Source organism: Brevibacillus humidisoli (assembly GCF_020923435.1).
In the GTDB taxonomy this organism is placed as follows: domain Bacteria; phylum Bacillota; class Bacilli; order Brevibacillales; family Brevibacillaceae; genus Brevibacillus_E; species Brevibacillus_E humidisoli.
In genome coordinates this window covers 54,857-80,326 of record NZ_CP087263.1, presented here as the reverse complement: position 1 = coordinate 80,326, position 25,470 = coordinate 54,857, and the positions used below count along the sequence as shown (strand labels likewise).

The following is a 25,470-nucleotide window of genomic DNA, read 5'->3' as shown; positions in this document are numbered from 1 at the left end:
CCCCGCCTTTACTCCACGTAAAACTCTCGAACCCCGTGATGATACACGTCATCTTGACTGCGGTACGTATCAAACGCGGACATGCTGTTCCCTTGTGCATCCGTAACAATCACGCGCCAAAAGTAACGTCCCTGTTCCATCGCGTCCAACTGCAAAGTCGTTCCCGTCAGCCCGTCCCGGTCTACCAGCGGTCGGGCAAAGGTTGGTTCTTTGGCCAATTGGAAGTGGTACGTCACATCGTCACCTTGGAAATCGTACGACGGATCCCAGTTAAAGGTCAGTTTCCCTTGCTCTTGCCGGACATCGCCCAGGAAGAATGGCATCGGATTTTGCAGACTCTCGATAAACTTCCGCTTGTTTTCCGGCGGCTGCTCGATGATCCGCTGAAGCTCTTCATCGTACAGATCTAGCGGACCAGGCAGATAGCCGACGTCAGGAGCCCGCCGGACATAGGAGGAGACAATCGGCTTGTAAGTCTCGATCAGGCGCCGGTTCTCTTCGGGCGTGATGATCTGGCTCAACTCCTCCACCTTGTCCACCAATTGTTGCACGTTTTCCGGGTTTTTGAAGAATCGCTTTTGCAACACGCTTCCCCAGTAGTTGGCGATGCCGCGCTGCCATGGTGCACGTCGTCCTGGCTTCTGCCCGTACGTTTCAAAGTACCCCCACGTCCCGTCGTAATCCCACGGCAGGAAAAACCACTTCTGGGAGTTAAGCGGTGAGTAGAGGAAAAAGTTCTGGGAGTTGGTATCGATGTTGTCCATCAGGATGTTGGCCGCCATCCAGGTCAAAAAGTTGTCACGGTCAAAGTGTGTCTCGAAGACTTCGTCAAAGTCCTTGCCCATGTCATTTACATCGTCCAGCATCTGCAGCAGCTTGGAGTGATCGTTGGAGCCATCGATCTCCAAAATCGATTCAAACGCTTCCTTGTCGTAGCCCGCATCGTCTGCCAGCTTCAACTGATCAGGGTAGCGGAGAAACTCAAAAAAGCTGGCCTTGTACAAGTGGCCATACGGATCGAGTCCGTGCATCCGCAAAAACGATTTGTTGGGATGCTCAATCTGCGTAAACAACCCGTAATCTACGAATTGGGCTGGACCGCCTCCTGTCATGTCCCTGACATGGAGGTGGACGAATTGCGTCCGCAAACTGGTCATATGCGGAATCTTGGTAAAGTAGTCAAAACTAAGTTTGTTGCGCATTCGAGAAAAGTCTGACACGTGTTTGTTCAGGTTGATCGTCTGGTGATTCCGCCAGTAGCCGGCACTGTCGAATAGTTTGATCTTGTACGACTTTTGCGCTCGCCTCAGCGACGATGCGCCGCGCACCGTAATCGTTGCATTGGGATGGGAGGCGTCATAGCCGAACAAACCACTCTCGGGCCCCTCCGCCGTCCCTTCCTGAACGATCACATTCAGTTTCCCTGCCTTCTTTTTTTCTTCTACATTGGAGATCTTGTTTAGCTGTGCCCAGGTAAACGGTTGCTCGGCGGTGAGATTATCATCTGTCACCGTCACGTACAAGTGAGCGATGGTGTCAGGCTGGTCGTCCTCATATACCAGTCGGTTTTCCACTAGCTTGGGGGTGTACTCTCCGTTTTCATCCATCTGAGAGGTGACAGGTTGCGGCTGCTGATCTGGCTCCGCTGGCTGACATCCGCCGATGATGATAGCGATCAGCAGCAGCCAGACAAGAGGCCGTATATTTCGAGATGATCGAGCCATTTTGCTCCTCCTTTCTTCTACTATAACTCGCTTCCAAGTCAGTTGCCCGTCGGTCGCTCATCCCGCCGACTCACGCTTCTGCTCCAGCTTTCTCTTGCGGTTGTGCAGGGGCTGAGCGCTAAACGTTGCGTAATGCAGACGACGCAACCGATAGACCAGCCTGCCCAGCGTAACGGCCAGTACCGGAAAAGAGGCGACAAACAGCGGCAGCCCTTGGTACTGTTCGTCTCGCAGCAGCCAGGATGCCGCAAGGTTGGCCGCAAAAAACAGCGCCGAGAGGCTGAGCGCACCCAGTCGATCGTCAAAATAGAGCAAGAGCAGCAGGACCACACTGGTCATCACGTAGACGTAAAAGGCCATCACCAGGATGTTGAACGTGTCCACCTGTTGGGCGGTAAAGCCGATATACGGCAAAAAGCGGATCCCGCAGGCGACGGAGATCAGGGAAAAGACAAGCTGGATCCCCATCAGCTTGCCTAACTCGCCAATCAGCACCTTGTGCATCTCCTGCCTGGCCCGGTCAATATCCAGTATCGTTCCCTTCCCAAGTATCGCATCATAATACTGACGGAACTTCGGATAAAACGATGTCTCGACAGACACGACAAACCAGACGAGTGTCGGCAAAACGGACAGCACGGCATAAAAGACGGCCACATCGTATTCCGGCTTGACGAGAAATGCGTCTGCCAACCAGGTCCCGTGAAAGATCCACTGCGCAAACTGGTGCCAAAACATGCACAGTCCGGTAAACAAACCAATCCCCAGCAGGGAAGGGTACCGCTGAAGGTCCTGGCGCAGTGGAGGCAGGGCGGGTGATTCAGGCGTACGGAAGAAACGTTCGATCGCCCGCAGCAGTGTCGCAGCAATCAAAAAGAACCCAGCTGCCATCATCGTCAGCAAACCGGCTGCCGAGACCGCAGCACCAGCCCACTCCATGTATATCCATACCAGAGCTACTGCCAACGTCATGCCGCCCAGAAAGGAGTAGGCTATAGAACGATACGCTTTCATCGCTGACACGTATACAACTTCAATCCAGACCAGGTTCAATTCCATGTACAGCACGAACAAAGAAACTTTTTCGGCGATCGACAGTGGTGTCCACCACACAAACAAAAGCGCAGGTACGCAGCCAAAGAGAAGCGTAATCCGCAGATACCGATAAAAGGTAGGCAGAAGCTGGTCGTATCGTTTTTCGTACAGCAGATCGGACGCCAAGCGAGTCAGAAACATCGAAAACGGCGATGTGATCACAAACGAAAAGGCAAAGGCATAGGCGATGCCCGCCGTAAACACTTCTCGGGAAACATAAGGAGCATTGTCACTCACCAGCATCCAGTGGATAATCGCTACAGCGATGATGCAGCTAAGCATAGGACCAACCGTCACCAACGAAGCATACGAAATCGCCTGGATCTGCCCCATCAAGCCTTCCCGCTCAAACAGCCGCTTTAGTTGAAATCCAATTCCAGCCATGTCTCCGTTCACCTCCTCAATGCTAATCCGAGCGACATGTACAGCGATTCATACCGATCGATAAACAACTCATGGGTGTATGCGTTCATCACCCGTCGGCGCCCGTTCATTCCCATCACCTGACGATCCGTCTTGCTGTCGCATAATGCGATGATCGCTTTGGCAATCTCTTGATCGTCCAGCACCGGGACCACCGTTCCCGCACGTCCGTATGCACGGTCCGCCTCACTGCCGTACAGCATCTCCCGGCAATTGCCGACATCGGTGGCTACGACCGGTTTGCCCGCCGCCATCGCTTCTAGTACGGCCAACGGCTGTCCTTCGCTGATGCTGGTTAGGACGATGATATCCATCCGGCCGAGATACTGTTTGACATCAACGCTTCCGGTGAACGCAACATCCTCCAGTTCCAGTATCCTGACCAAATCGATGCACTCACGGTAATACTCCTGATCCTCGTCATGCGGCCCCATGATCGTGAACGTCGCATTCGGTACCTCTCGCTTGACGGCCGCAAAACTGTAAAGCATCGTTTTGATATCCTTGATCGGCACGACGCGGACGATCGCCCCGATCTGAATCATCTTGTCTTCTTCTGGTTTGCTAGGAAGGTCCAAATACTCTTCCACCTTGATACCGTTCGGAACAATGGAGATTTTGGACTCCGGGCAGCCTAACTCTACCTCAATCTCCCGATTCCGTTCAAACAACGTAACCACTTGATCGGCATAATGGTAGGCACAACGCGATAATCCATAAAAGTAGCGAATCCAGAGATCCTTGAAATACCCTTTTACCCAGTCCGCCTTGATGATCTCCTCTTCACGCTCACGCGAATAGATGCCGTGCTCGGTCAGCAGCATTGGCTTTTGATAGAGGTGTTTGCCAAGGCTGGCGATCACGCCGGCATAACCGGTCGATACGGCATGGTACAGATCGGCTTCCGGCAAAGGGCGACGGATCAGCTGGACCAGTGGCAGCAGCATCGAGCGCACGGTCCAAAACATCTCGGTAAACGGCAGTTGTTCAAATCGCACTCGGCACAACTCACTCAACAGATCAAAATAATCGCGGCTCATCAAAAACTCTGTCGAGGTTCGCCACTTTTCATCGCGCAGCGTACGGAACAGTTGATCCCAGTCTGTCTCATTGTCCCCGGCAATCAAAGACTGCAGAGCCGCCCGTTCTTGTTCACCGGTCTTGTAGGTACGCCCCCAGCGATTCTCTTCCAAATGAAAGGAGTCGAGAAACACTTCTTCTACCCGTTCCACGTTGGCTGGCAGCTCGTACTTGTAGCTGCCGCGATACCGCTGTTCAGCCCCAATTGCGTAAATGATAAACTCATGCTGGAGCATGGAACGAATCAGGGTGTGGATCCAACTGGAGACTCCGCCGGTAATGTAAGGATACGAACCTTCGGCAATGATACAAATCTTCATCCTTCTTCAGTCCATTCAATCGAAAATGTTTCCTGCTGTGCCCGCACCAGATAGACACCTTCGTCAATCCGCAAGACTTTGCAGTTATTTGCTTTGGCAAACGTTCTGTCCGAGCGCAGCACAAAATACAGTTCACCAGTAAAGTTGTTCACGTACCCGTATACTCCGTCCGGTCGATATTCAAAGACGGGTTTGCTCAGCGCCCATCGCTTCACCTGCACGCTGGCATCGGCCGCCGTCATGCTGCGCAGCCAGCCATGCCGCTCATGGACCAAGGCGACAAAACGCTCAAAGTCGGCGTACAATTCCGACCACCCTTTGCCCTCGCTGCGTTTTTGATCAAGGATATCGTCCGGGTGAACAAAGTGAGAAAAGACGCCCCATACCGTAACGGCGTTGGCCATGCTCCACTGTTCATATGCTCCGATCCAGTATCCGTAGGTGATTCGCGGCATTTCGACAATGCCATCCTCCGCAACTCCGTATTCCTGCAGGTAGGACAGATTCCGACCATCTTCTCCAGCGAGGGAGGAGATGGCGCGTACATCCGGCAGGGCCTCTTTGACTGCTTCGCGCCCTTCCGGACCTAATGCGTTGGAAGGCGGGACATAAGTACGCAAACGATAGTGGGGGAATGCCGCCTCGATATATTCCCGCACTGCACGCAGCGACTGCGTCATCTCATCTATGCTAGACCACTGGTTGTAGCCAAACGCAAACGAGATACGCCTGGTCGTGGTGAGCGATTGGTGATTGTATCCATGAACGGCGATCTCCCCGCCTTCTTTGAGCAATTCACGTCCGTAGAGGATCAGATTGGCCAGATCGGCATCGTTTTGCCAGTCGAAGGGGGGCGTCACGTCATCCTCGTAGGTGGCAATCAGCGCCCCTGTATAGACCAGATCGTAGGCTTGCCCCAGCCGTATCATGTCCGGCCACCACACCTTTTTGTAAAACTGCGGCAAATCGAGCTGGTACTCTCGATAGATGGACGGGTTTGTTCCTAATGGGAAGGGCGCTGGGAAATCATCGATGTACATAACCTTAGTGTTAATCACCGGGTAGATAAAATCCGGCAGCATCATCCCAAGCGCACCAGCCAGTAAACCGCGGCTGGCCGTATCCAGCAGCATCGTCCCGTTGCATATCAGAAAAGATCCCTTCCCGTATGGTGCCTCCCAGACAAGCGGCACTCCATTCTCCGCGGTCGCATGGACCCGGCTGCTGTCTGCCAGTTTTACCCGCAGAATCTCATTTGGCAGGTTCGGATCGACAAATGTATCACCAGCATGTCCAATCAAGATGTTGGTGTGCAGGTTAATAACATTTGCTTCCAGATACGCACCGATCTCCAGAATTCCTAGCTTGCGGTAGATCGTGTAAAATGCATCGTTTAAATCGGGAACAGTCGCAAACAATACGTGTCCCCCTTCGGCCACATAACGGTCCAGCCAGCCTAGCTCTCCCAGCAGAGACAGATCGGAAAAAGTCACCATAATCGCATCCACCTGCTGCAGGTCAGGCCGTTCACCGCCAACTTCGGCGAGGCGGTACGATTTCTTCATGCTGATCAGTGTTTGCTCCACATTATGGGTGATCTTTTCACTCGACGGATTGCCCGGTTCGTACAGAACCATCAGCCTTGCCTGATTCATGCGCTTCCACTCATCCGCCGTCAGCGCATCTCGTGGAGCTATCTCGGCTGACTGTTCTTCGGCCGTTCCATACTGGTTCAATTGCAGGAGGATATCGGAGCGTGACATATGCATCAACAGAGTTAACAGCAGGACAAACGCGAGTAGTACGATGATCCGTTTGAGAGATTGCGATCTAACGAGCATTCTGAACACCCTGATCCCAGTATCTGATCAATTGCAGCGTATCGTGCGACACTTTTACCGGCGATTGTTTCAACTGTTCCATCATCCTCACGAACTTATTTCCCGCTCGCAGTGTGTAGTAGAGCTTCAAGGTCATCACATATGACAGCTCCGAATCAGGATGCATCTCCAGAAACCGCTCACATGCCTTTTCCGCCAGGTCATATCGATGCAGCATCAATTCGCACTCTATTTTTTCTGCCCATCGTTCCTCTTCACATCCAGGTTGCTTGCACAACCGATCCAGCACATCCGCCTGCAGAAAGCGGTAAGTACGTTCTGTCTCAGCATCCATCAGTCGGCTGTTTAGGTATCGTTGCAGAGTATTGGCATACTCAGATAGCACGGTCAGATCATCTGGATTCTGTTCGTAGGCGACAGAGCAGCGCTGCAGTTGTGTCATCATGGTCCGTTTCATCTCCACCATCGCTGTCACCGCATAGTGCGAAGTTTCCGTGTCTTCGTTGCGAACGGCTTTAGCCAGAAACGGCACCAATTCAAGCGAATCTTCCTTGAGTGCATCCAGTATGATCCGGCGGCGCGTCTGGAAATCGTTGACGACCAGTACTTCCTCCAGCGGAACGATCGCCGATTCTTTGGCTAGATCCACTTTGTCAGGCAGATCCAACATTGGTATGATCTCGGTCAATTCAGCAAATCGTTCCGGATCGGATTCTCTCGCTTTTCTTTCCGAACGTCCTGCGATCAGTACGAGCGGCAGACCGGCCAGTGGTATCAGACATGTGATCGCAGCCAAACCGCCTCGAGCGCCATCCCGCTTCCGAAACAGCCAAACGAGATAGAGGCAGACCAATAGGTAATAGACGATCAAGGCTAATTCAAGCATAGGTCACCCCTCCGCTGAACGGTTCGGTGACAATCCCGTTTCGCTGCAGCCGTTCGATCGCTGACTGTGCTTCTGCTGCTCCGGTGTTGGATAAAAGCAGCACCAGACGCCCCTCCATCATACCCATATAATCGGTGTCGCGCATCTGCTGCATCACTCGCTCGGCCACTTTTTTCACTTCCACCTCTGCCGTCTGAACGGCCAGAAGCGTGAAGTCGGCCTGAGAGCGTTCTTTGGCTTTCAGCTTGCTGCGAACCACTTCTCGAAACACTGCTTCCTGCAGAATCGCCGTTCCCTCAACGTATCGCTCCATCCCTGTCGCAGACACGTAGGTAAAGGCACGGGACAGCGAGCGGGAGAGCAGTTCGACCGCTACTTTAAACAGGTTCTCATGGTAGAGCGTAAATCGTTCAAATGTTTGGTCGTGCAGGCAGACGATCGCCACTGTCTCTCCATCGTGCACGATCGGTGCAGCATACATCGGCAGCTCAGGAGTCAGGTTTTTGTTCACCCAAAGACGTTGTTTGCCGACAACCGTCGCTAACGCTGGCGCGTCATTGAGATGGAGCGTGCGCGGCAGTTGGAATTCAGGTGCGTTTGACTTCAACAAAAGCCGCATGTAGCCTGTCTGGGAAACAGAATAGACGGAGATCCTGTTTGAATCGAGTACGTTTTCCAGCACGGTTACAGAAGCGCTAACCACCTCTTCTGGCTCCAGACTCTCCAGTTCAGCGACGATCGACTGGAGTCTCCCAAGGCTGTCCCGGTTGGTCAGCACCTGCTTTTGCAGGGCTTCCTTGACGCTGCGGGTATCTTTGTACACATCCATCAGCAGTCGATAGCGCTGTTGTTCAACATGCAGCTCGTTGCGTGCGAACTGCAGTTCCTTTTTGTGCTTATCCGTCATAAATCCGACAGCTAGTCCAAAAAATAGATACAACGCCGCCACGAACAGTGTTTCCGGGTCGTACAGCAGTGCTCCCCAGTCACGGCCGTTGTCCAGACTGTCCGTCACGTACAACGTGATAACAGCCAGCGACGACAGGAAAGACTGTCGCGAACCGTAGAACAAGGCCATCAGCAAAATATAGATCAATTTATAGTCAAAAATGGTCTGATAAAAATATCCGCTTTGATCACGGGAGAGCAGAAACACCACTCCAAACGCGAGTGCATTCTCCACGAATGGCCGAACAACTGAAAGCCATTTCGGCGTCTCCCGGGGAACGGGCGCTTCCTGACTGGCTGCAGCCGCTTCTTGCCTGCATACCCATTCATATGTCTGGGCCAACCCTTCCTGCAGCGTATAGAGAGGTATCCAATCCAGCTCCTGCTTCAGTCGCGTGTTGTCCAGACACGAGCGCAGTATCTCCCCTTCTCTCCCTTCGCGATAGACGACGTCGGGAACCACGGCAAATGAACGAATCGCCTCAATCAAATCGTGAAGACTTACCTCAACACCACTGGAGACATTGTAAATCCCGCTTGCACTGTTGGTAGCACCACGGTAGATGGCATCAGCCACATCATCTACGTAAATAAAATCACGGGTCTGACTTCCGTCCCCGTAGATCGTCAGCGGTTTTTCGTCGCGTACCTGTTGCAAAAATACGGAGATGACTCCCCCTTCCCCGCGGCTTCCCTGTCTCGGTCCGTACACGTTGGCAAAGCGCAGGCAGAGTGTTTCCAGCCCGTAGATTTCCTGCCATTTTTGGCAGTACACTTCCCCTAACTGTTTGTTGGTTCCATAAGGGGAGAGAGGCTTGCACGGGTCCTCCTCTTTCGCAGGCAGGCTGCCCTCCCCATATACCGCCGCCGACGAGGCCAAAATAAACTTCCCAACCTTATGCAGCCGTGCACAGTTCAACATGTTTACCAAACCCAGTATGTTGGTGCGAGTGTCCGTCAGCGGCTGCTCCAGGGACGAGGTAACCTGCGTCTGTGCTGCCAGGTGGATGACGACGTCAAAGGCAACACTGCGAAACACTTCTTCACACGCCTGATCTTCCACATTGAGTTGATAAAATTTGTGGGGAACGGTTACGTGTTCGCGCCGTCCCGCAGACAGATTATCAATGATGTAAATCCGATGTCCTTCCTTGTAAAATCGTTCGGCAACTGCGGAGCCGATAAAACCATACCCTCCGGTAATCAGGACATTCATTGATCATACCCCCGATAGCTTCTTTCTCTCTTACCAATCAACAGCACGTTTTCTCCCTCCTAAGGATTGTCTGGCATTCCTAACAGGAGCTGACTATAATAGAATCAACCTGGCCTATCAGTCCAGCGCTGGTTTCCTCCCTTGTCGTCAACACGTTTCTGCTAGGAGGCTTATGCGATGAAAACAATTCGGACAGCGGTCCTATCTATGTCGATGCTTCTCTTGTTGTGGTCGACAGCCATGTCCCATCCAACAACTGCTTCTGCCGACAATACTGATGCTGAAGCAGGTTACAGACTGCTCATCTACTATGGCTCACCCAAAGGCGTCAACCAGGTCTGGGATGAGCATAAAGCAGCCGAAATTCTAGCTGCTTACGATGTATTGGTATTTGGCGAAGGCCTGGAGGAACCGGGACACCGTCAGTATCGCTCTACCAAAACGATCTTTCGCCTGATCCACGAACGAAACCAGGCGGCTCGTCTGTTCGGATATATCGATCTAGCGGTATCTACCGGTCATTCGGCCGAAACACTGAAGACCAAAGCCCGTCAGTGGAAAAAGCTTGGAGCAGATGGGATCTTTCTCGATTGTGCCGGATTTGACTACGACGTCTCCCGGGCCCGATTGAACGAGATTGTCCGATACATACACACGCTTGACATGCCCGTATTTGTCAACGCCTGGAACCCGGATGATGTACTGGGGAGTGCGGTCCATCCAGAGTGGAATCCCACTGGAGAACCAACTGCCCTCGACAGCCGGGACATCTACCTGTTTGAAAATTTTCTGCTGGCTACTGACATCACCACATCGGGCAGTCCGAGTACGTTTCGTTCTTCCTTCCGCGAAAAAATAGACAAAGCTTTGCGGTATCGCGAACAACTTGGCATTCGGTTGATGTCTGTGAGTGAAGTGGACTACGCTACATACTCAAAGCAAGCCGTTCGTAAATTTTTCCGAATGAATGAAGTTGCCGCAGGCGTATTTTCACTAGATGCGTATGGTGTTGCACCGGAAGAGTACTCGGGCTCCGGACCGACCGCAGATGTGGTTCGCTTTTTTCCGTACATCAACAACTTCCGAGACTACCACACCACAAACGTAAGCTACTTGTCCAAATACGAGGATCAGGATTTCTCCCGTGCCGGTTTTCGGCTTCATTCCTTAACTGGAGAACATTACTACAACTTTCCTGCCGATACGCAGTTTGCCGAATAGCGGCTGACGGTTCTCTATTCATCCTCCACCGCAACGTCGCAGGGCCATCGTCGTGTCCCTTAAAAACCGCTGCCCATCTCTAAAACGTTTTGAATCGTATGTCGCACCCGATCTTCCTGCAGTGGTTTCACGATGAAGTCTCTGGCCCCTGCGGCGATTGACTGGATCACAATATCTCGCTGTCCTAGCGCCGAACAAACAACAATGGTAGCCCTGTGATCGATCTCCACGATCTTCTTTAGCGCTGTCATACCGTCCATGACAGGCATGGTGAGATCCATCGTCACCAAAGTAGGACGATAGACCCGAAATAACTTGACTGCCTCTTCGCCATTTTCCGCTTCAGCCACGACCTGCAGACCGATCCCTTCGACGATTTCACGCAAAATTCTCCGCATGAAAGTAGCGTCGTCGACGATCATGACCGTCTTCACGTTCATACCTCTTTTCCTTCGCAAAACTAACTGTGATGCACCCGATCAGGGCAGGACCATAGGCACACCCGCCAACGAACATGCCTCTCATCTTACTTGCCCGTACTGAACAATTTCTGAACAGAAAAAAAGTATGACAGCGTGCTGCTGTCATACCAATCGTTTCGGATTGTAAGTCCCTTTTTCTTTTTTCCAGAGCCTGAACCACTGCTGTATCGATGGATGAGGTTCGGCTCCAAACTCCTCCTCCAGCATTTTGACCAGTTTATGGTACTGCTGTTCCACGGAATCCCGATCACCCAATCTATCGTATAGCCGCATCAGCGTAAAATAGCCTTCCTCTACATGTGGATGGAAATAGATAATACGATGACAGATGGCTAATGCATTGGCAAACTTTCCATACTCGATCAGATACTCAGCCAGTTGCAACGCATGCTGCAACCAAAGCGCTCGCAACCGCTCCCGCTCACTCTCCGCCCACAGATAGTCGTAATCGGCCAGGTAATCGCCGCGGTAGAGCTCTAGCAGCCGCAGGTGTTCGTGCAAGGTCTCCGCCGTTATGGGAATCGCTTTGCGAATCTCCCTCTCCCACTCTTCCACATCCAACTTCACATCATTCAGGATGAGCAGGTAACTATCATCACAGTTGTCGATTCGCATTCCCGTCCCCAAAGCTTCGAGCGTTTTCCGAATCTGATATACGGTCGTGTATAACTGGGTAAATCCTTTCTTCCAATCAGTGTCCGGCCAAAACAGTTCAAGCAGCGCATCCTTGCGCACCGGCTGACCGCGTCGGTACAGCAGATAAGCAAACAATTCCTGTGCTTTGGCGGTTCGCCAGCGAATCGCCTCCAGGCCGCGCGAGGCGGTCTCATACTGCAGCGACTGGAAGCAGCGGATCATCCCGGATCCTGCCGATACGTTTGTGGCAGTCTCTCCCCGTCTTTTGACAATTCGGTGAACAGTTTTGACCAGCCTGTCTCGGCGTACCGGTTTTAATATATAGTCAAGCACATTCAGTTCAAACGCTTTTACAGCGTACTCGTCAAATCCCGTGACAAAAACAACGTCTGCATTGGGCAAGAAGCGTAGCAGCCGCTCCGCAGCATCGATGCCGTTCAACCCAGGCATCTCTACATCGAGAAAGACAACATCAGGTTTGATGCGGACCGCTTCTTCCAGAGCAAGTCGCGGGTCCTGGTATTTGCCGACAATCTCAAGCTCGTCAACCTCTTGCAGCAGTTTTCCCAGACTGTTTAGCGCCAATCGTTCATCATCGACCAGTATCGCTCTCATCTCCTGCCACCTCTGCTTTCGGTAATCGAATGCTGATGGTTGTTCCAACTGTAGGAGTACTGTGAATGGACATGCCGTGGCCGAACAATTGCTTCATCCGACGGTTGATGTTCTTCAGCCCGATGCCTCCCGTTGGTTCGTCTTTCATCAAAGCCACCATCTTGTCGGGGGGAATCCCCACCCCATTATCACGTACCGTGATTACCAGACTGTCCTCTTCTTCTTTCACCTGAATGTGAATCTCTCCTCCCTCCGGACGCTTCATGATCCCGTGACGCACGGCGTTCTCTACGATCGGCTGAATCGTCAGCGGAGGAATCCGGTAGCGCAGGTTGTCCGGCAGGTCAAACTGTACTCGCAGCCTGTCCTCATAACGGATTTGTTCGATGTGCAGGTACGACCGTACCAACTGAAGTTCCCGCTCCAGCGGTACAAACGGCTGCAGGTTCTCAAAACGAAAGCTTTCCCGCAAATAGCGACCGAATTCGGTAAGCAACTCCCTCATCTGATCCGGGTCCTCCTCGCTGAGGGCAGCGATGGAGTTAAGGGTATTAAACAGAAAATGGGGTCTGATTTGCGCTTGTAAAAACGCCAGTTCCATGCGGATTTTGTCAGCAACCGATCGTTTCATCTGCAGCATGGTGCGCACACGTGCTCTCAGTTCTGCAGATTCGACCGGCTTGGTAAGCAGGTCGTTTGCTCCGGCCGCAAATGCCGCCAACGCATCGTCTGTTTGTCCGTCAGCCGTCAGCATCAAGACCGGCAGTTCAAACAACGAGTATTGTTCTCGAATCCTGCGGCAAATCTCAAAGCCGGACATCTCCGGCATCGTCAAGTCCAGGATGACCAGTTCCCAGCCTCCTAGTCGGTGCAGCTCTTCCAACGCCTCATTTGCTGTGGAGACGATCGCTACCTGATGATGATCCAGTTCCAGCAGGTTTCGCAGAACCATCAGATTGATAGGGTCATCGTCGACAATCAGAATATTGGCATCCCCTTTGTCATCCCTGCTGCCAAACGCGGTCGGTGCCAGACATTCCGCCTGATCTGTAATCACCGCAGCCAGTTCCTCTGCTGCCATCGAAGGCAGCAATTGGCGATGATCTGCTCCGGCGATGGGCAGGGTAAAGGTGAACGTTGCTCCTTGTCCGAGAGAGGAGCTGACGCGAATCGTGCCACCCTGAAGTTCGACCAGTTTCTTGGTGATACTAAGCCCCATCCCCGTCCCGTATGGAAAAAGGGTTGACGGAACAGCCTGCTCATAGGCGTCAAAGAGACCCTCCTGCTTTCCATGGGGAATGCCGCTGCCTGTATCGGACACTCGAATCTCCAACATGGAGCCTGATGATTGAGCCGATACGGTGATGGTACCTTGCTTGGTATGTTTTAACGCATTGTGCAGCAGATTGCTCAGGATCTGTGTCAGTCGCTGTTCGTCAGCCACGACAGGTGGAAGGTCGGATGGAACCTGGTTGACCAGCTGTACCTCAGTTTTTGGAACGACATGACGCAGTACATCCAAGAGGCTTGAGACCAGACTGGGCAGATGGACTACATGAGGCTGAATCGTCACGGTCCCCGCACGTAATTGAGACCAGTCAAGCAAGTCATCCAGCCGACGAACCAATTGCCGAACTACGGTGACAATCAACTTTATATCTTCTGTTTGCTGGACGATTGGCTGTTTGTGCTTACTCTCCAACAGCGATTGGGCGACGTTGATTACTGCATGCAAAGGTGTGCGCAGTTCGTAGGATGTATGAGCCAGGAATTCATCCCTCATCCGGTCCATTCGCAGCAATTCGCCAGACGACGTCTCCAGGCGGTAAAGCGTCTGAACAAAGCGATAGACGATCATCAGAGACATAACGACCGCAAACGTCAATATCTGCAGCGACCACAGATGATTCGGCTCCTGAATCCCCCATATATTCAGAATATCGGTCAATCCGGCTGCGACAAAACACAAAATCATCACAAACTCGTAAATCGTCTCTTTGCCACTGTTCAGTGCCGCCCTCAACAATACGCAGAGTGTGTAGAGTGTCATCGCCACCTGCAGGGCTACCGAGAGCCAGAGGATGTTTGTGATCAAAGGGACACTGCCGATGACATAGGTGATCCCCAGTCCGCACACAGCCCACAGCAGCACCTGCAGCACTCGTGGATGGGTGTATGGCCGGTAACGCCTGCAGATAAACAGTAGCATGAATAATCCGACACCTGTCCCACTCAGCATCAACAGCTTGACAGCCAAAGCGTCGGGGATGCCTGACCAGAGCCAATAGAGCCACCGCTCCCCGCGAATCGAGATGTAAAGTGCGGCTGATAAGCAGAAAAAGATCACGTAACGCCAATCGTTCCGCGCCGACTGATAGATGTAAACCAGCAAGAAATAAAGGGCAAACAACAACAGCATAATAATGGTCGTCATTTCGAGCACGAGCGAATACGTGTGTTCCTTGTTTACCTCAGCAGGCACACCAAACACGATGGGGCGATTCATTCCACCGCCAAAGGAGCGGTCGTAATTGGCGGTTTGTATCAGGAGTTCAACCTGCGTCCCTGCTATTTCCTGATAGGCGACATACGGTACCATCCGGGCCTGATAGAGATCTGTACTCGCTGCCGGAACGCCGCTCTCCCCTGCCAGCTTTCCGTTGACGAACAACTTGTGCGCGGCAGAGACAGACGGTACATAAATAGCAAAAGTCTGTCCGGACAGTTCCTCGTCCAGCAGAATCTGCAGGCGGTAGGTACCGTAACCGAATGGTGGCAGCTGCCGTCCTGCCGGATCCTGTTCACTCCACGTTCCAGGCAGCTGTATAAAGACTGATGATTCCGTCACTTTTTCAGGAGACAAGTCAATCAACTGCTGTGGATAGAACCGCCATTCTCCTCTCACCGTTACCGTCCCTCGCTCCTGCCAGTCCCAGTCCCGCAGATCGAGCACACCTTGTCGGGCCGTATGAGATCCAGTTGTGTCCAGCAGCGCGTTGACGACCACGAACAGGAACAGAAGGGTGACCACTGTAATAGATAGTAGAACGACCCGCTTGTTGTTCATTCGCTTACTTCCTCGTATCGGATTGCCAGATGAATACTGGCAATTGCACATTTCGACATTTTTTTCGTTAACCCTTTTCCGATCACGTCTGGATTGCAATAATATTGTCGGAACTTGTTCCCATAACAAAACACCTCCTCGAAATCTTAGACGACTCGGGAGGTGTTTTTCCGTATGCTGGCTTCATTCGCGCCATTCATCTTGAAGACGAATCGCTGGCGGTCTCTGGCTCACAAATGATGAAGCGGGCCGACGCCGAGGGCAGTAGGGATCGTACTTATTTAACTAGTCTTGCAGGGTATGCCGTACGGCTTCTTGGAGTGGAGTGATGGCCTCGCCGATCAGATTCTGCAAATCTTGTGAGGCATATCCAAACTGACCTTCCGAGACGGCATGGTATACGACGTGTACCATAAAGGAAGCCGCTCCTTCGGGAACGCCAGCGCGAATCATCTCCTGAACCGCTTGCTCCGCTGAGACTGAACGATGAACGACTGTTTTGCCCGATACTTCGGATAGAGCGGCCGCCAGATCGTCAAAGGTCCACGGGCTGGGGCTGGCCAGTTCGTAAAACTTGTTCTCATGTCCCTCACTGGTCAGCACGTTGGCGGCTGCAAGGGCCAGATCGTTGCGGGTAGCTGTATTCAGCCTGCCGTTCTCCGCAGAGGTGACGATCTCCCCCCGCTCGATGATGGCCTGCAATGCCTCCTTGTCAACGAACAGGTCTGTGTAAAAACCATTGCGCAGCACTGTGAACGGAATCCCCGTAGTACGCAATGCATACTCGGTAGCCAAGTGCACATGCTCCAATCCTGTTTGCAGTTTTTCGGCGAAAGCAAGTCCCGTATAGACGATATAGCCAGCGCCGGCATCCCTGGCCGCCTCAACTGCCGTGGCGTGCTGGCGAATGCGCAGCGTGTTGTCCGGCGACGGAGCGGAGATCAGCAGAAGCTTGGACGCTCCGGCAAAAGCCTTTTTCAGTGAAGCCGCATCATCGTAATCACCGTAGCGCACCTCAACCCCCAACGCAGCGAGCGCGGATGCCTTCTCCGGGCGTCGGGCAACAACGGCGATTTCACCTGCCGGAACATCCTTCTTCAACAAGTGGTGGACGACCAAACTTCCCAATTGACCGGTTGCACCGGTAACGACAATAGACATGTTATGTCCCCCTTTTCATAGGCATTTATGTAACTGTTTCAGTTACATGTGAGAGAAAAAAAGTGATCCTTGCACGATTTTTTGGCAAGAATGGAGTGCACGAGATTCTGTAACACCTTTTGTTACAAGAAGTCCGAAAAAAACGACTACATATGTCGGGCCATATCGGAGCAGAATTGTTCAATCGTGACGTTTGCCAGCTCGTTTTCCATTGCCTGCTGCGCATGGGAAAAGACCACGTCCAGTGATTTCTGGATCGTGCGGCCAACTGGACAACTGGGATTGGGATGGTCGTGCATCGCGAACAGTTCGTCCTGATCAGCCTGAACGGCACGGTACACATCCAGCATCGTGATATCCCCGATCGGACAGGCCAATGTGGCTCCAGGCACCCCTTGACTCGTCTTGATCAGCCCCGCCTTGCTCAACATCCCCATGATCCGCCTGACAACGACTGGATTGGTGTTGACACTGCCAGCGATGAATTCGGACGTCGGACGTTCATCCTTGCAAAAATGAAGTAGAGACAGGATGTGGACGGCGACGGAAAACCGGCTGCTAATCGTCAATGTATTCACCCCCTGGTATAGAGATGGGAGACGACACATGGAAATACGCGCCTACCTTTAATCTGTAACCATTTTAGTTACAATTAAGTCTGTTTGTCAACCTGCCTCAAGCAGATAATGCGGCAAAACGGCTGCAGTCCTAGATGAGAGCCCCTTTCGTCACACCTGCAGACGTCAACTCAGCTTTACGCCTCCCAGATGGCAGGCATTTTTCCGAGGCAAGGATGTGTGCCCTGAGATCAAATGAACCCAAAGCGATGTAAAAAAAACATAATAGGGTATTCCGATAAGATTACTTTTATTTTAAAATGAGAGCAATCATACAAATATTCTGTTAACGGGAGTGATTCGGATGGGAGCTGTACAAAATCAGGTGGTTATCATTACAGGTGCAGGAGCCGGTTTGGGGAGAGAGACAGCGCTTTTACTGGCACAAGCTGGAGCAAACATTGCCGCATGCGATCTGTCGACAGCCAAAGTGAAGCGACTTCAAAGTGAGCTGTATGCTCTGCAGAAAAATGCCTATGTTGCAGTAGCAGACATCTCTCATGAGGCTGTCGCGGATCACTTTGTCCAGGAAACGATCGCCCGTTTTGGCCGGATTGATGTTTTGATCAACAACGCAGCCTTGTACGAGAATTACCTGCTTGCGGAAACATCGAAGGAATCTTGGGACTATCAATTCATCAATAATGTAAACAGTGTTTTCTTCATGACAAAGGCATGCATCCCTGTGATGAGAGAGCAAAAACACGGACAAATCATCAGTTTGACGTCCAGCTTGGCCAAAACAGGCGGTGTCGGGTTTGGATCGTACAGCGCCAGCAAGGCGGCGATTGAGACCTTGACCTACACGGTGCAGGAGGAAGAGGCGCAAAACGGCATCACAGCCAATGTGCTAAATCCAGGTGTGATGAGGACAGATATGCAGACGACTGGTACGGACCCATCTATCGTAGCCCGGAAATTGGTGCAATGGTTGCAGGAGTACGAGCAGAAGAGCGGTCAGGTGGTAGCTCTGTAGACGTACCACAGCCCATCAGTGAGACACTGATGGGCTGCTTGCTCTCTTTATTTTACGTACGTATCACTTACCAACAGGTCGGACAGCACTTCTGTAGGGATCACGAATTCCACAACGCCCATATACCCGGGAGCAACCTCGTATTTATCAAACGAAATAACCAGTTTGTTGTCTGAGTTGATATAGAACGATTGGTCTTTGGCGATCGCTTCAAAGACGGTGAACGGCTCTTCTTGTCCCAAAACGGAGACCCAATAGATCTTTTCAGGGTCTGCTTCCATCTGGTCCCTCATCTGTTCTTTAATATTTTCGCTGATCACTGCAATGTATCGGTCATCCTTGAACAGGCTTGGCAGGGTGATCAGGACTTGATTCTTTTTATCGATGGTATCGTATTGAAAAGTGGTCGAAGAAGAACCAACTGTATTCACCACATATCTGCCTACTGATAAAATCTGTTCCGTATCCGTCTTGACGACATATCCACTCTCCACCCCGAGATGAGCCTCTATTCCGTTCTTCTGCAAGTCCGCCATGTCGGTCATAAATTCTTCGTATAGCCGCTTCCCCTCTGCCAAATATTTTTCGTTCAGGCTGCTTTCCAATGATTGATCACCTCCAGCTTTTGATCGCATCCTGGTGATGCAGCGAGTCAATGGATCGTATCGCTTTGTAGATCGCCTCCTGGATAATATCTAAGGCGTCTTCACTGTTTTTTACATAGCTATAGGCAAGTCTGTAGAACTTCTCCTTGTTTTCGATCACAAATGTTGAGAGTACGGCCATAGCTGCATCTTTTTGCATGATGATCTACCACCTCCTCTTTATCCTGTTGAGATTCAAGCAGCGGCTGTTTCCTTTCGCCATCGTACGAACACCTCTTTCGCCTGCTCACGGTTTGCTTTTCCTAGCTTAGACGATCGAGTGCGGGAAATAGTTTTCGACTTGCCAAAAAACAAGCAAATCAGATTGAATCGATTTCCCTGCTCGCTCAAAACGGGTCGTTTAATCGTAAAAAAACCCTCTCCCGCTTTGCGGCGGGAAAGGGTTCTCTGCCTCGCATGATTCATCTCCTACAGCTTCTCAATTGCTTCCACCAGCAGTTTGTTGACCATCGGTGGGTTTGCCTTGCCTTTTGTCTGTTTCATCACCTGGCCGACCAGGTAACCGATCGCCTGCTTTTTACCGCTCTGGTAGTCTTGTACAGACTGCGGGTTGGCAGCAATCACCTCGTCGACGATTTTCATCAGAGCGCCTTCATCGCTGATCTGCACCAGCCCTTTTTCTTCTACAATCGCGGCCGGGTCTTTGCCCGAGTCCAGCATCTCTTTGAAAACCGTCTTGGCGATCTTGGTCGAGATCGTCCCTTTTTCGATCAACTTCACCAACTCACCCAATCCTTCAGGGGTCAGTTTCAGATCGGCAAACTCCAGATCGTTGGCATTGAGATAGCCAAACAGGTCGCCCATCAGCCAATTGGCGATCGCTTTCGGATCAGCGCCGGTTCCGACTGCACGATCAAAGAAATCAGCCGACTCTTTGGCGATCGTAATCACTTCCGCATCTTCGCTGGATAGCCCGTATTTATCGATGTAGCGGGCTTTCCGCGCATCCGGCAGTTCCGGGATCGACTGTTTGACTGCCTCGATCCACTCTTCTGCTATCTGCATCCGGACCAGGTCCGGGTCCGGGAAGTAGCGATAATCGTGGGCTTCCTCTTTGGAGCGCATCACAATCGTCTTCTTGCCTGCCTCATCCCAACGGCGTGTCTCCTGTGTCACCTGGCCGCCGGAGGTGACGACCTCAACCTGCCGCTCTACTTCGTACTCCAAGCCAAGCTGGACATTGCGAAAGGAGTTCATGTTCTTCAACTCCGTCTTGGTTCCCAGCTCGGTTTGGCCGACTGGCCGAATCGATACGTTGGCATCGCAGCGAAGCGATCCCTGCTCCATCTTGACATCGGACACTTCCGTATATTGCAGGATCGCTTTTAACTTCTCCAGATACGCTTTCGCCTCTTGCGGCGAGCGGAGGTCCGGTTCGGAAACGATCTCCACCAGCGGTACGCCGACACGGTTGTAGTCAACCAAGGATCCGCCTCCGTAATCGGAGTGGGTCAGCTTGCCGGCATCCTCTTCCAGATGCAGACGGTTAATCCCGATCCGCTTTTTCTCTCCATTTACCTCGATTTCAATCCAGCCGTTTTTGCCGATCGGCTGGTCGTACTGGGAGATCTGATACGCCTTGGGCAGGTCGGGATAAAAGTAGTTCTTGCGGTCAAACTTGGTCTCCCGGGATATCTCGCAGTTGAGCGCCAGTGCTGCTTTCATCGCGAACTCCACCGCCTGTTTGTTGACCACCGGCAGTACTCCCGGGTGGCCCAGACAGATCGGACAGGTATGTGTGTTAGGCGGTGCTCCAAACTCGGTCGGGCAGCCGCAGAAGATTTTACTGTTCGTCGACAATTCGGCGTGCACTTCCAAACCGATCACGGTTTCAAACTGGCTCATCTCTCTCCCCCCCTCACCCGTTCCGGTTTCCGCGTATGATGATCGGTGGCCTGCTCGTAGGCGTGAGCCACTCGCAACACCGTTGATTCGTCGAAGGCTTTCCCGACGATTTGCATCCCGATCGGCATACCTTTGGCCGAAAACCCGCAGGGTACGCTGATGGCCGGCAGACCGGCCAAGTTGACCGGAACGGTACAGATGTCTTCCAGGTACATTTTGACTGGGTCGTCCAACTTTTCACCCAGCTTAAACGCGGTAGTCGGGGTCGTCGGATGCAGGATCACGTCATATTCGTCAAAGATTTGCTCAAAGTCGCGGATGATCAAGGTACGAACTTGCTGCGCCTTTTTATAGTAGGCATCGTAATATCCTGCGGAGAGCGCATAGGTTCCGAGCATGATCCGCCGCTTCACTTCCGCGCCAAATCCATGGCTGCGCGTCTCTTTGTACATCTCAATCAGGTTGTCCGCATTATCTGCGCGAACACCGTAGCGGACGCCGTCAAAACGGGCCAGGTTGGACGATGCTTCCGAGGAAGAGAGCAGGTAGTATGCCGGTACAGCGTATTCCGTGTGGGGCAACGATACTTCACTCCAAGAAGCACCCATGCCCTCCAACTGTTTGAGCGCAGCCAATACGGCTTCCCGAACTTCTGCGTCAATCCCCTCACCGATCAGCTCCTTGGGCACGCCGATGCGCAGTCCCTTCACATCGCCGGTAAGCGCGGACAGGTAATCGGGAACCTCCACATCAGCCGAAGTGGAATCGTATGGATCGTGCCCTGCGATTGCCTGCAGCACGTAAGCCGCATCCTCCACATTCTTGGTAATCGGACCGATCTGGTCAAACGATGAAGCAAACGCCACCAGTCCAAATCGGGAGACACGTCCATAGGTCGGTTTCAGCCCGACGACACCGCAAAACGCGGCCGGTTGACGAATCGATCCACCTGTATCGGAACCCAGCGTGAAAAAGAATTCACGGGCTGCCATCGCTGCCGCTGAACCACCGCTGGAACCGCCAGGAACGTATTCCGGATTCCACGGATTGCGTGCCGCAGCAAAACCGGAATTCTCCGTCGAGCCCCCCATCGCAAACTCGTCCATGTTGCATTTGGCCACGATGACGGCATCCGCATCCTTCAACTTCTTGCTCACCGTCGCATCGTAGATTGGGTCGTAATTGGCCAGCAGTTTGCTCGCGCAGGTTGTGCGCAGGCCTTCGGTCACGATGTTATCCTTCACACCCGCAGGCAGACCGAACAGCAGACCCAATTCGCTCTCTCCCTTGGCCAATCGCTCGTCCACCGCTTTTGCCTGCTGGCGGGCGGCTTCTTCGTCCACCATGATCACCGCGCGCAGTTCGCCATCCACCTCGCGAATCCGTTTTAGACTAGCTTCCACCAGTTCATTTGCACTAAGCTGTTTGCTGGTCAGTGCGCTATGTATTTCCGATAACCGTTTATCAAATAAGGACATGTCGTTCCTCCTCCTTTCCGCAGCTGTCCGTCATTCAAATACGGCTGGCACCTTGAATTGTCCGTCTTCATGATCGGCTGCGTTTTTTAGCACTGTTTCGCGCGGCAGCGACGGGCGATTTTCATCTTCACGCATCACATTTTTCACATCAGTGGCGTGGCTGGTCGGCGGCACGTCTGACGTATCCAGTTCGTTCAGCTTGGCTGCGAACTGGAGGATTGCGTTGAGATCATTGGTATACCGCTCCGCTTCCTCTTCCGTCAGCGTGAGACGAGCGAGGTTGGCGACATGCTCTACTTCTTTGCGGGTAATGGCACTCAAGGCCTGACACCTCCGGGAACACATTTTCTCATATACGTTTGATCATACTTGAATCCGTCATCATTCGTCAATTTGTGGCTACGGCGAGCGGTTGTCCCATCAGCAGCGGCCGTCCCTCAGCCACATCCTGCTGCCACTCGATCCGTCCTTTTTCGAACAGGAGGATCACGGTCGAACCGAACTCAAACCAGCCCAGCTCGCTCCCCTTGTCGTAGTTGGGTTGGGCAGCAATCTGTTCCGTAACCTTCCTGCCATGCGGCACATTTGTCGTGGCCTGTCCGTATGTGACCTTGACACTGCCTACAAACAAGGCACCCACTTTGATCACGGCCACACATCCTGCTGCATCTGAGCGGACATAGGTAATCAGCCGCTCGTTGCGTGCAAAGAGGCGATCGACATGCTCGACCCCAATCCGATTTACCGGATAGAGGCGGCCTGGCAGATAGGTGTACTGTACGAGCCTGCCGTCTACCGGCATGTGGATGCGGTGGTAATCACGCGGACTTAAATAAATCGTGATGAACTTCCCGCCCTGAAACCGGGCTGCCATCTGCTGATCATCCCCGAGCAGATCTGTCAGACTAAACTGCTTCCCCTTTGCCTGGATCAGCGTATCCTGGTGAATGTCGCCCAACTGTGAGACGGTTCCGTCAACAGGACTGACAATCACTCGCGAGCCAGGTGCGATCGGACGGGAATCGGGCTTGAGACGACGCGTAAAAAACTCTTTCAACGTCCGATACTCATGCAGAGGTTTCTCAATCGATGTCAGATCGATCTGGTAATGCCGCACATAACGACGAATCGCCAACCTGCTAAAACGGGAAGCCGTTATCTTTCCCATCGTTCTCGACATCGTATTCTGCGGTAGGCGATGCAAACCGCGGAGGATCAGTTTTTTCATACACAACTCCCCAATCCTTTTACTCCGGGCTGATCAGAACAATATTTACATTACCATATCGACCAAGCCTTTTAAAGAAGAACGCTCATCTACACAGAGGGGAGTTTCGCTGCTGCTGACACTCATGCAGCTGACGGAAAAAAGCTGCCTTCCCTGTATGGGAAGACAGCTTCTGTCTGGCGATGGTTGAGATAGGGTTACAGTACTTCCGAAACCAGTTTTGCCTGGGTGAACAACAGCAGGTAGTCCGGGCCGCCCGCTTTGGAGTCTGTTCCCGACATGTTGAAGCCGCCAAACGGATGTACTCCGACTAAAGCACCTGTACACTTGCGGTTAAAGTACAGGTTACCTACATGGAATTCCGTACGTGCTTTTTCCAGATGGGCGCGGTTGCGGCTGAACACCGAACCGGTCAGGCCGTACTCTGTGTTGTTGGCGATTTCCAAGGCGTGGTCGAAATCGCGTGCTTTGGTGAAAGCAACGACAGGTCCAAAGATTTCTTCCTGCATGATACGAGCTTTTGGATCAACGTCGGCAAAGACGGTTGGCTTGATGAAATAACCCGTATCTGGTCCTTTTTCGCCACCTGCCAACAATTTGCCTTCTTGTTTGCCGATCTCGATATAGTTGAGAATCTTGTTGTAGGCACTATCATCAATCACCGGGCCCGTGTAGAACTCAGGGTTGGCAACGTCCCCTACAGTCAGTTCCTTGGTCAGCTCGACGGCGCGGTTCAATACCTGATCGTACACATCCTGGTGAATAATGGCGCGCGAGCAGGCGGAACATTTTTGTCCGGAGAAACCAAATGCGGAGTTGACAATCGCTTGTGCGGCTGCTTCCAGATCGCAATCGTTGTCCACAACGATGGAGTCTTTTCCGCCCATCTCTGCAATCAGGCGCTTGATCCATTTTTGGCCAGGGCTCCGTTTGGAGGCCAGTTCATTGATGCGGAGTCCTACATCGCGGGAACCCGTAAAGCTGATAAAACGAGTCAGTGGATGCTCAACAAGGTAGTCGCCCACTTCACTGCCGCTGCCAGGCAGGTAATTGACTACACCGGCCGGCACACCGGCATCCTCCAGTATTTCCATAAACTTGGCGGCAATGACCGGAGTGGTAGAAGCCGGTTTCAAGACAACCGTATTGCCTGCTACCAGCGAGGCAGTGGTCATCCCAACCATGATCGCCAGCGGGAAGTTCCACGGCGGGATCACAATCCCCACGCCGAGTGGGATATAATACTGCTCGTTGTCCTCCGTCGGGATGCGGGTGAGCGGTTGGCGCTGCGACAATTTGTCCATTTGTCGGGCATAGTACTCCATGAAATCAATCGCTTCTGCCGTGTCGGCGTCAGCTTCCGGCCAGCTTTTCCCGGCTTCTTTTACCAGCCAAGCGGAAAACTCATGCTTGCGGCGGCGCAGGATGGCAGCAGCCTTGTAGAGATAGCGAGCACGTGCTGTCCCCGGCACCGCTTTCCACGATTCAAAGGTTTGGGCAGCAGTCTGGATCGCCTTTTCGGCAAGTTCCTGACTTGCCTTGGAAACATGGCCGACTACTTGTTCCTTGTTTGAAGGGTTCACGGAACGGATTTTCTGCTCCGTCCGAATCCGTTCTCCACCTATGATAATATCGTAGTCACGTCCTAATTCGCTTTCCACTTTTGCTAGCGCTTCCTGAAACGCCTGCTTGTTTTCAGGCACTCGAAAATTCGTAAAGGGTTCGTTCTGAAATTCTACTCTCACGATCAACGCCTCCTCCATTTTCGTCTCATTGTTATCGTATGGAGCTTATTGCAAAGATCATACCAACTACCTGAATCCAACTGTTCATCCGTATTGTTTGCGGAGATTCACCGTTCCACACGCCCTTGTAAAAAACTACATCCTTGTACACATGTGTACAAGGATGTTTAGTGATTGAACAAAACTGTTTGCAACTTCTAC

20 protein-coding genes are annotated in these 25,470 nt (G+C 52.3%); 2 read left to right on the top strand and 18 right to left on the bottom strand.

The window, feature by feature from the left end; genetic code table 11:
- Nucleotides 1–8: 8 nt before the first annotated feature.
- From LOK74_RS00355 to LOK74_RS00330, 6 genes are read right to left on the bottom strand one after another with little or no spacing between them, the layout of a single operon-like run.
- A complete protein-coding gene (locus LOK74_RS00355) occupies nucleotides 9–1,724 on the bottom strand; it encodes a CotH kinase family protein (protein ID WP_230044555.1) in 1,716 nt (571 codons plus the stop codon).
- Nucleotides 1,725–1,781: 57 nt separating this feature from the next.
- Entirely contained in the window at nucleotides 1,782–3,203 is a 1,422-nt protein-coding gene (gene pelG / locus LOK74_RS00350; RefSeq protein ID WP_230044554.1) for an exopolysaccharide Pel transporter PelG, read from the bottom strand.
- An 8-nt stretch (nucleotides 3,204–3,211) separates the two neighbouring features.
- Nucleotides 3,212–4,642: a GT4 family glycosyltransferase PelF gene (gene pelF / locus LOK74_RS00345; protein ID WP_230044553.1), complete on the bottom strand. Its 1,431-nt coding sequence runs from the start codon at nucleotides 4,640–4,642 to the stop codon at nucleotides 3,212–3,214.
- Nucleotides 4,639–6,483 carry a DUF2194 domain-containing protein gene (locus tag LOK74_RS00340; RefSeq protein WP_230044552.1) on the bottom strand — a complete coding sequence of 615 codons (1,845 nt, stop codon included), beginning with the start codon at nucleotides 6,481–6,483 and terminating at the stop codon, nucleotides 4,639–4,641. The genes pelF and LOK74_RS00340 overlap by 4 nt, the downstream gene beginning before the upstream one ends.
- On the bottom strand, nucleotides 6,473–7,369 hold the full coding sequence (locus LOK74_RS00335; RefSeq protein WP_230044551.1) for a hypothetical protein: 897 nt from the start codon (nucleotides 7,367–7,369) through the stop codon (nucleotides 6,473–6,475). Before LOK74_RS00335 ends, LOK74_RS00340 begins: the two co-directional genes overlap by 11 nt.
- Nucleotides 7,362–9,533, bottom strand: coding sequence for an NAD-dependent epimerase/dehydratase family protein (locus LOK74_RS00330; protein WP_230044550.1), 2,172 nt, complete (start codon nucleotides 9,531–9,533; stop codon nucleotides 7,362–7,364). The genes LOK74_RS00335 and LOK74_RS00330 overlap by 8 nt, the downstream gene beginning before the upstream one ends.
- A 177-nt stretch (nucleotides 9,534–9,710) precedes the next feature.
- On the opposite strand from LOK74_RS00330, the gene LOK74_RS00325 reads away from it, so the two are divergent.
- Complete coding sequence (locus tag LOK74_RS00325; RefSeq protein WP_230044549.1) at nucleotides 9,711–10,754, top strand: hypothetical protein; 1,044 nt, start codon at nucleotides 9,711–9,713, stop codon at nucleotides 10,752–10,754.
- A gap of 59 nt (nucleotides 10,755–10,813) precedes the next feature.
- Here the strand turns inward: LOK74_RS00325 and LOK74_RS00320 are convergent, their stop codons facing one another.
- The 5 genes from LOK74_RS00320 to LOK74_RS00300 form a co-directional block, all read right to left on the bottom strand.
- A complete protein-coding gene (locus LOK74_RS00320; RefSeq protein ID WP_230047119.1) occupies nucleotides 10,814–11,176 on the bottom strand; it encodes a response regulator in 363 nt (120 codons plus the stop codon).
- A gap of 162 nt (nucleotides 11,177–11,338) precedes the next feature.
- The gene (locus LOK74_RS00315; protein ID WP_230044548.1) at nucleotides 11,339–12,487 is read right to left on the bottom strand and encodes a response regulator; all 1,149 of its coding nucleotides are present in this window, start codon (nucleotides 12,485–12,487) and stop codon (nucleotides 11,339–11,341) included.
- Nucleotides 12,465–15,554 carry a hybrid sensor histidine kinase/response regulator gene (locus LOK74_RS00310; protein WP_230044547.1) on the bottom strand — a complete coding sequence of 1,030 codons (3,090 nt, stop codon included), beginning with the start codon at nucleotides 15,552–15,554 and terminating at the stop codon, nucleotides 12,465–12,467. Before LOK74_RS00310 ends, LOK74_RS00315 begins: the two co-directional genes overlap by 23 nt.
- Nucleotides 15,555–15,839: 285 nt before the next feature.
- A complete protein-coding gene (locus tag LOK74_RS00305) occupies nucleotides 15,840–16,715 on the bottom strand; it encodes an SDR family oxidoreductase (protein WP_230044546.1) in 876 nt (291 codons plus the stop codon).
- Between the two features lie 146 nt (nucleotides 16,716–16,861).
- On the bottom strand, nucleotides 16,862–17,284 hold the full coding sequence (locus LOK74_RS00300; RefSeq protein WP_230044545.1) for an Rrf2 family transcriptional regulator: 423 nt from the start codon (nucleotides 17,282–17,284) through the stop codon (nucleotides 16,862–16,864).
- 352 nt (nucleotides 17,285–17,636) lie between these two features.
- On the opposite strand from LOK74_RS00300, the gene LOK74_RS00295 reads away from it, so the two are divergent.
- The gene (locus LOK74_RS00295) at nucleotides 17,637–18,308 is read left to right on the top strand and encodes an SDR family NAD(P)-dependent oxidoreductase (protein ID WP_230044544.1); all 672 of its coding nucleotides are present in this window, start codon (nucleotides 17,637–17,639) and stop codon (nucleotides 18,306–18,308) included.
- A 47-nt stretch (nucleotides 18,309–18,355) separates the two neighbouring features.
- Here LOK74_RS00295 and rsiV read toward each other — a convergent pair whose 3' ends face one another.
- From rsiV to pruA, 7 genes are all read right to left on the bottom strand, one after another.
- Complete coding sequence (rsiV, locus tag LOK74_RS00290; protein WP_338148633.1) at nucleotides 18,356–18,913, bottom strand: anti-sigma-V factor RsiV; 558 nt, start codon at nucleotides 18,911–18,913, stop codon at nucleotides 18,356–18,358.
- A gap of 7 nt (nucleotides 18,914–18,920) precedes the next feature.
- Nucleotides 18,921–19,112, bottom strand: a complete 192-nt coding sequence (locus LOK74_RS00285; protein WP_338148632.1) for a sigma factor — start codon at nucleotides 19,110–19,112, stop codon at nucleotides 18,921–18,923.
- 269 nt (nucleotides 19,113–19,381) lie between these two features.
- Entirely contained in the window at nucleotides 19,382–20,818 is a 1,437-nt protein-coding gene (gatB, locus tag LOK74_RS00280) for an Asp-tRNA(Asn)/Glu-tRNA(Gln) amidotransferase subunit GatB (RefSeq protein ID WP_230044543.1), read from the bottom strand.
- On the bottom strand, nucleotides 20,815–22,296 hold the full coding sequence (gene gatA / locus LOK74_RS00275) for an Asp-tRNA(Asn)/Glu-tRNA(Gln) amidotransferase subunit GatA (protein WP_230044542.1): 1,482 nt from the start codon (nucleotides 22,294–22,296) through the stop codon (nucleotides 20,815–20,817). Before gatA ends, gatB begins: the two co-directional genes overlap by 4 nt.
- A gap of 30 nt (nucleotides 22,297–22,326) precedes the next feature.
- Nucleotides 22,327–22,641, bottom strand: a complete 315-nt coding sequence (gene gatC, locus LOK74_RS00270) for an Asp-tRNA(Asn)/Glu-tRNA(Gln) amidotransferase subunit GatC (RefSeq protein ID WP_420908711.1) — start codon at nucleotides 22,639–22,641, stop codon at nucleotides 22,327–22,329.
- Between the two features lie 43 nt (nucleotides 22,642–22,684).
- Complete coding sequence (asd, locus tag LOK74_RS00265) at nucleotides 22,685–23,524, bottom strand: archaetidylserine decarboxylase (RefSeq protein ID WP_230044540.1); 840 nt, start codon at nucleotides 23,522–23,524, stop codon at nucleotides 22,685–22,687.
- A 197-nt stretch (nucleotides 23,525–23,721) separates the two neighbouring features.
- Nucleotides 23,722–25,287 (bottom strand): L-glutamate gamma-semialdehyde dehydrogenase, encoded by a 1,566-nt coding sequence (gene pruA, locus LOK74_RS00260; RefSeq protein WP_420908710.1) that lies wholly within the window; start codon nucleotides 25,285–25,287, stop codon nucleotides 23,722–23,724.
- Nucleotides 25,288–25,470 lie beyond the last annotated feature (183 nt).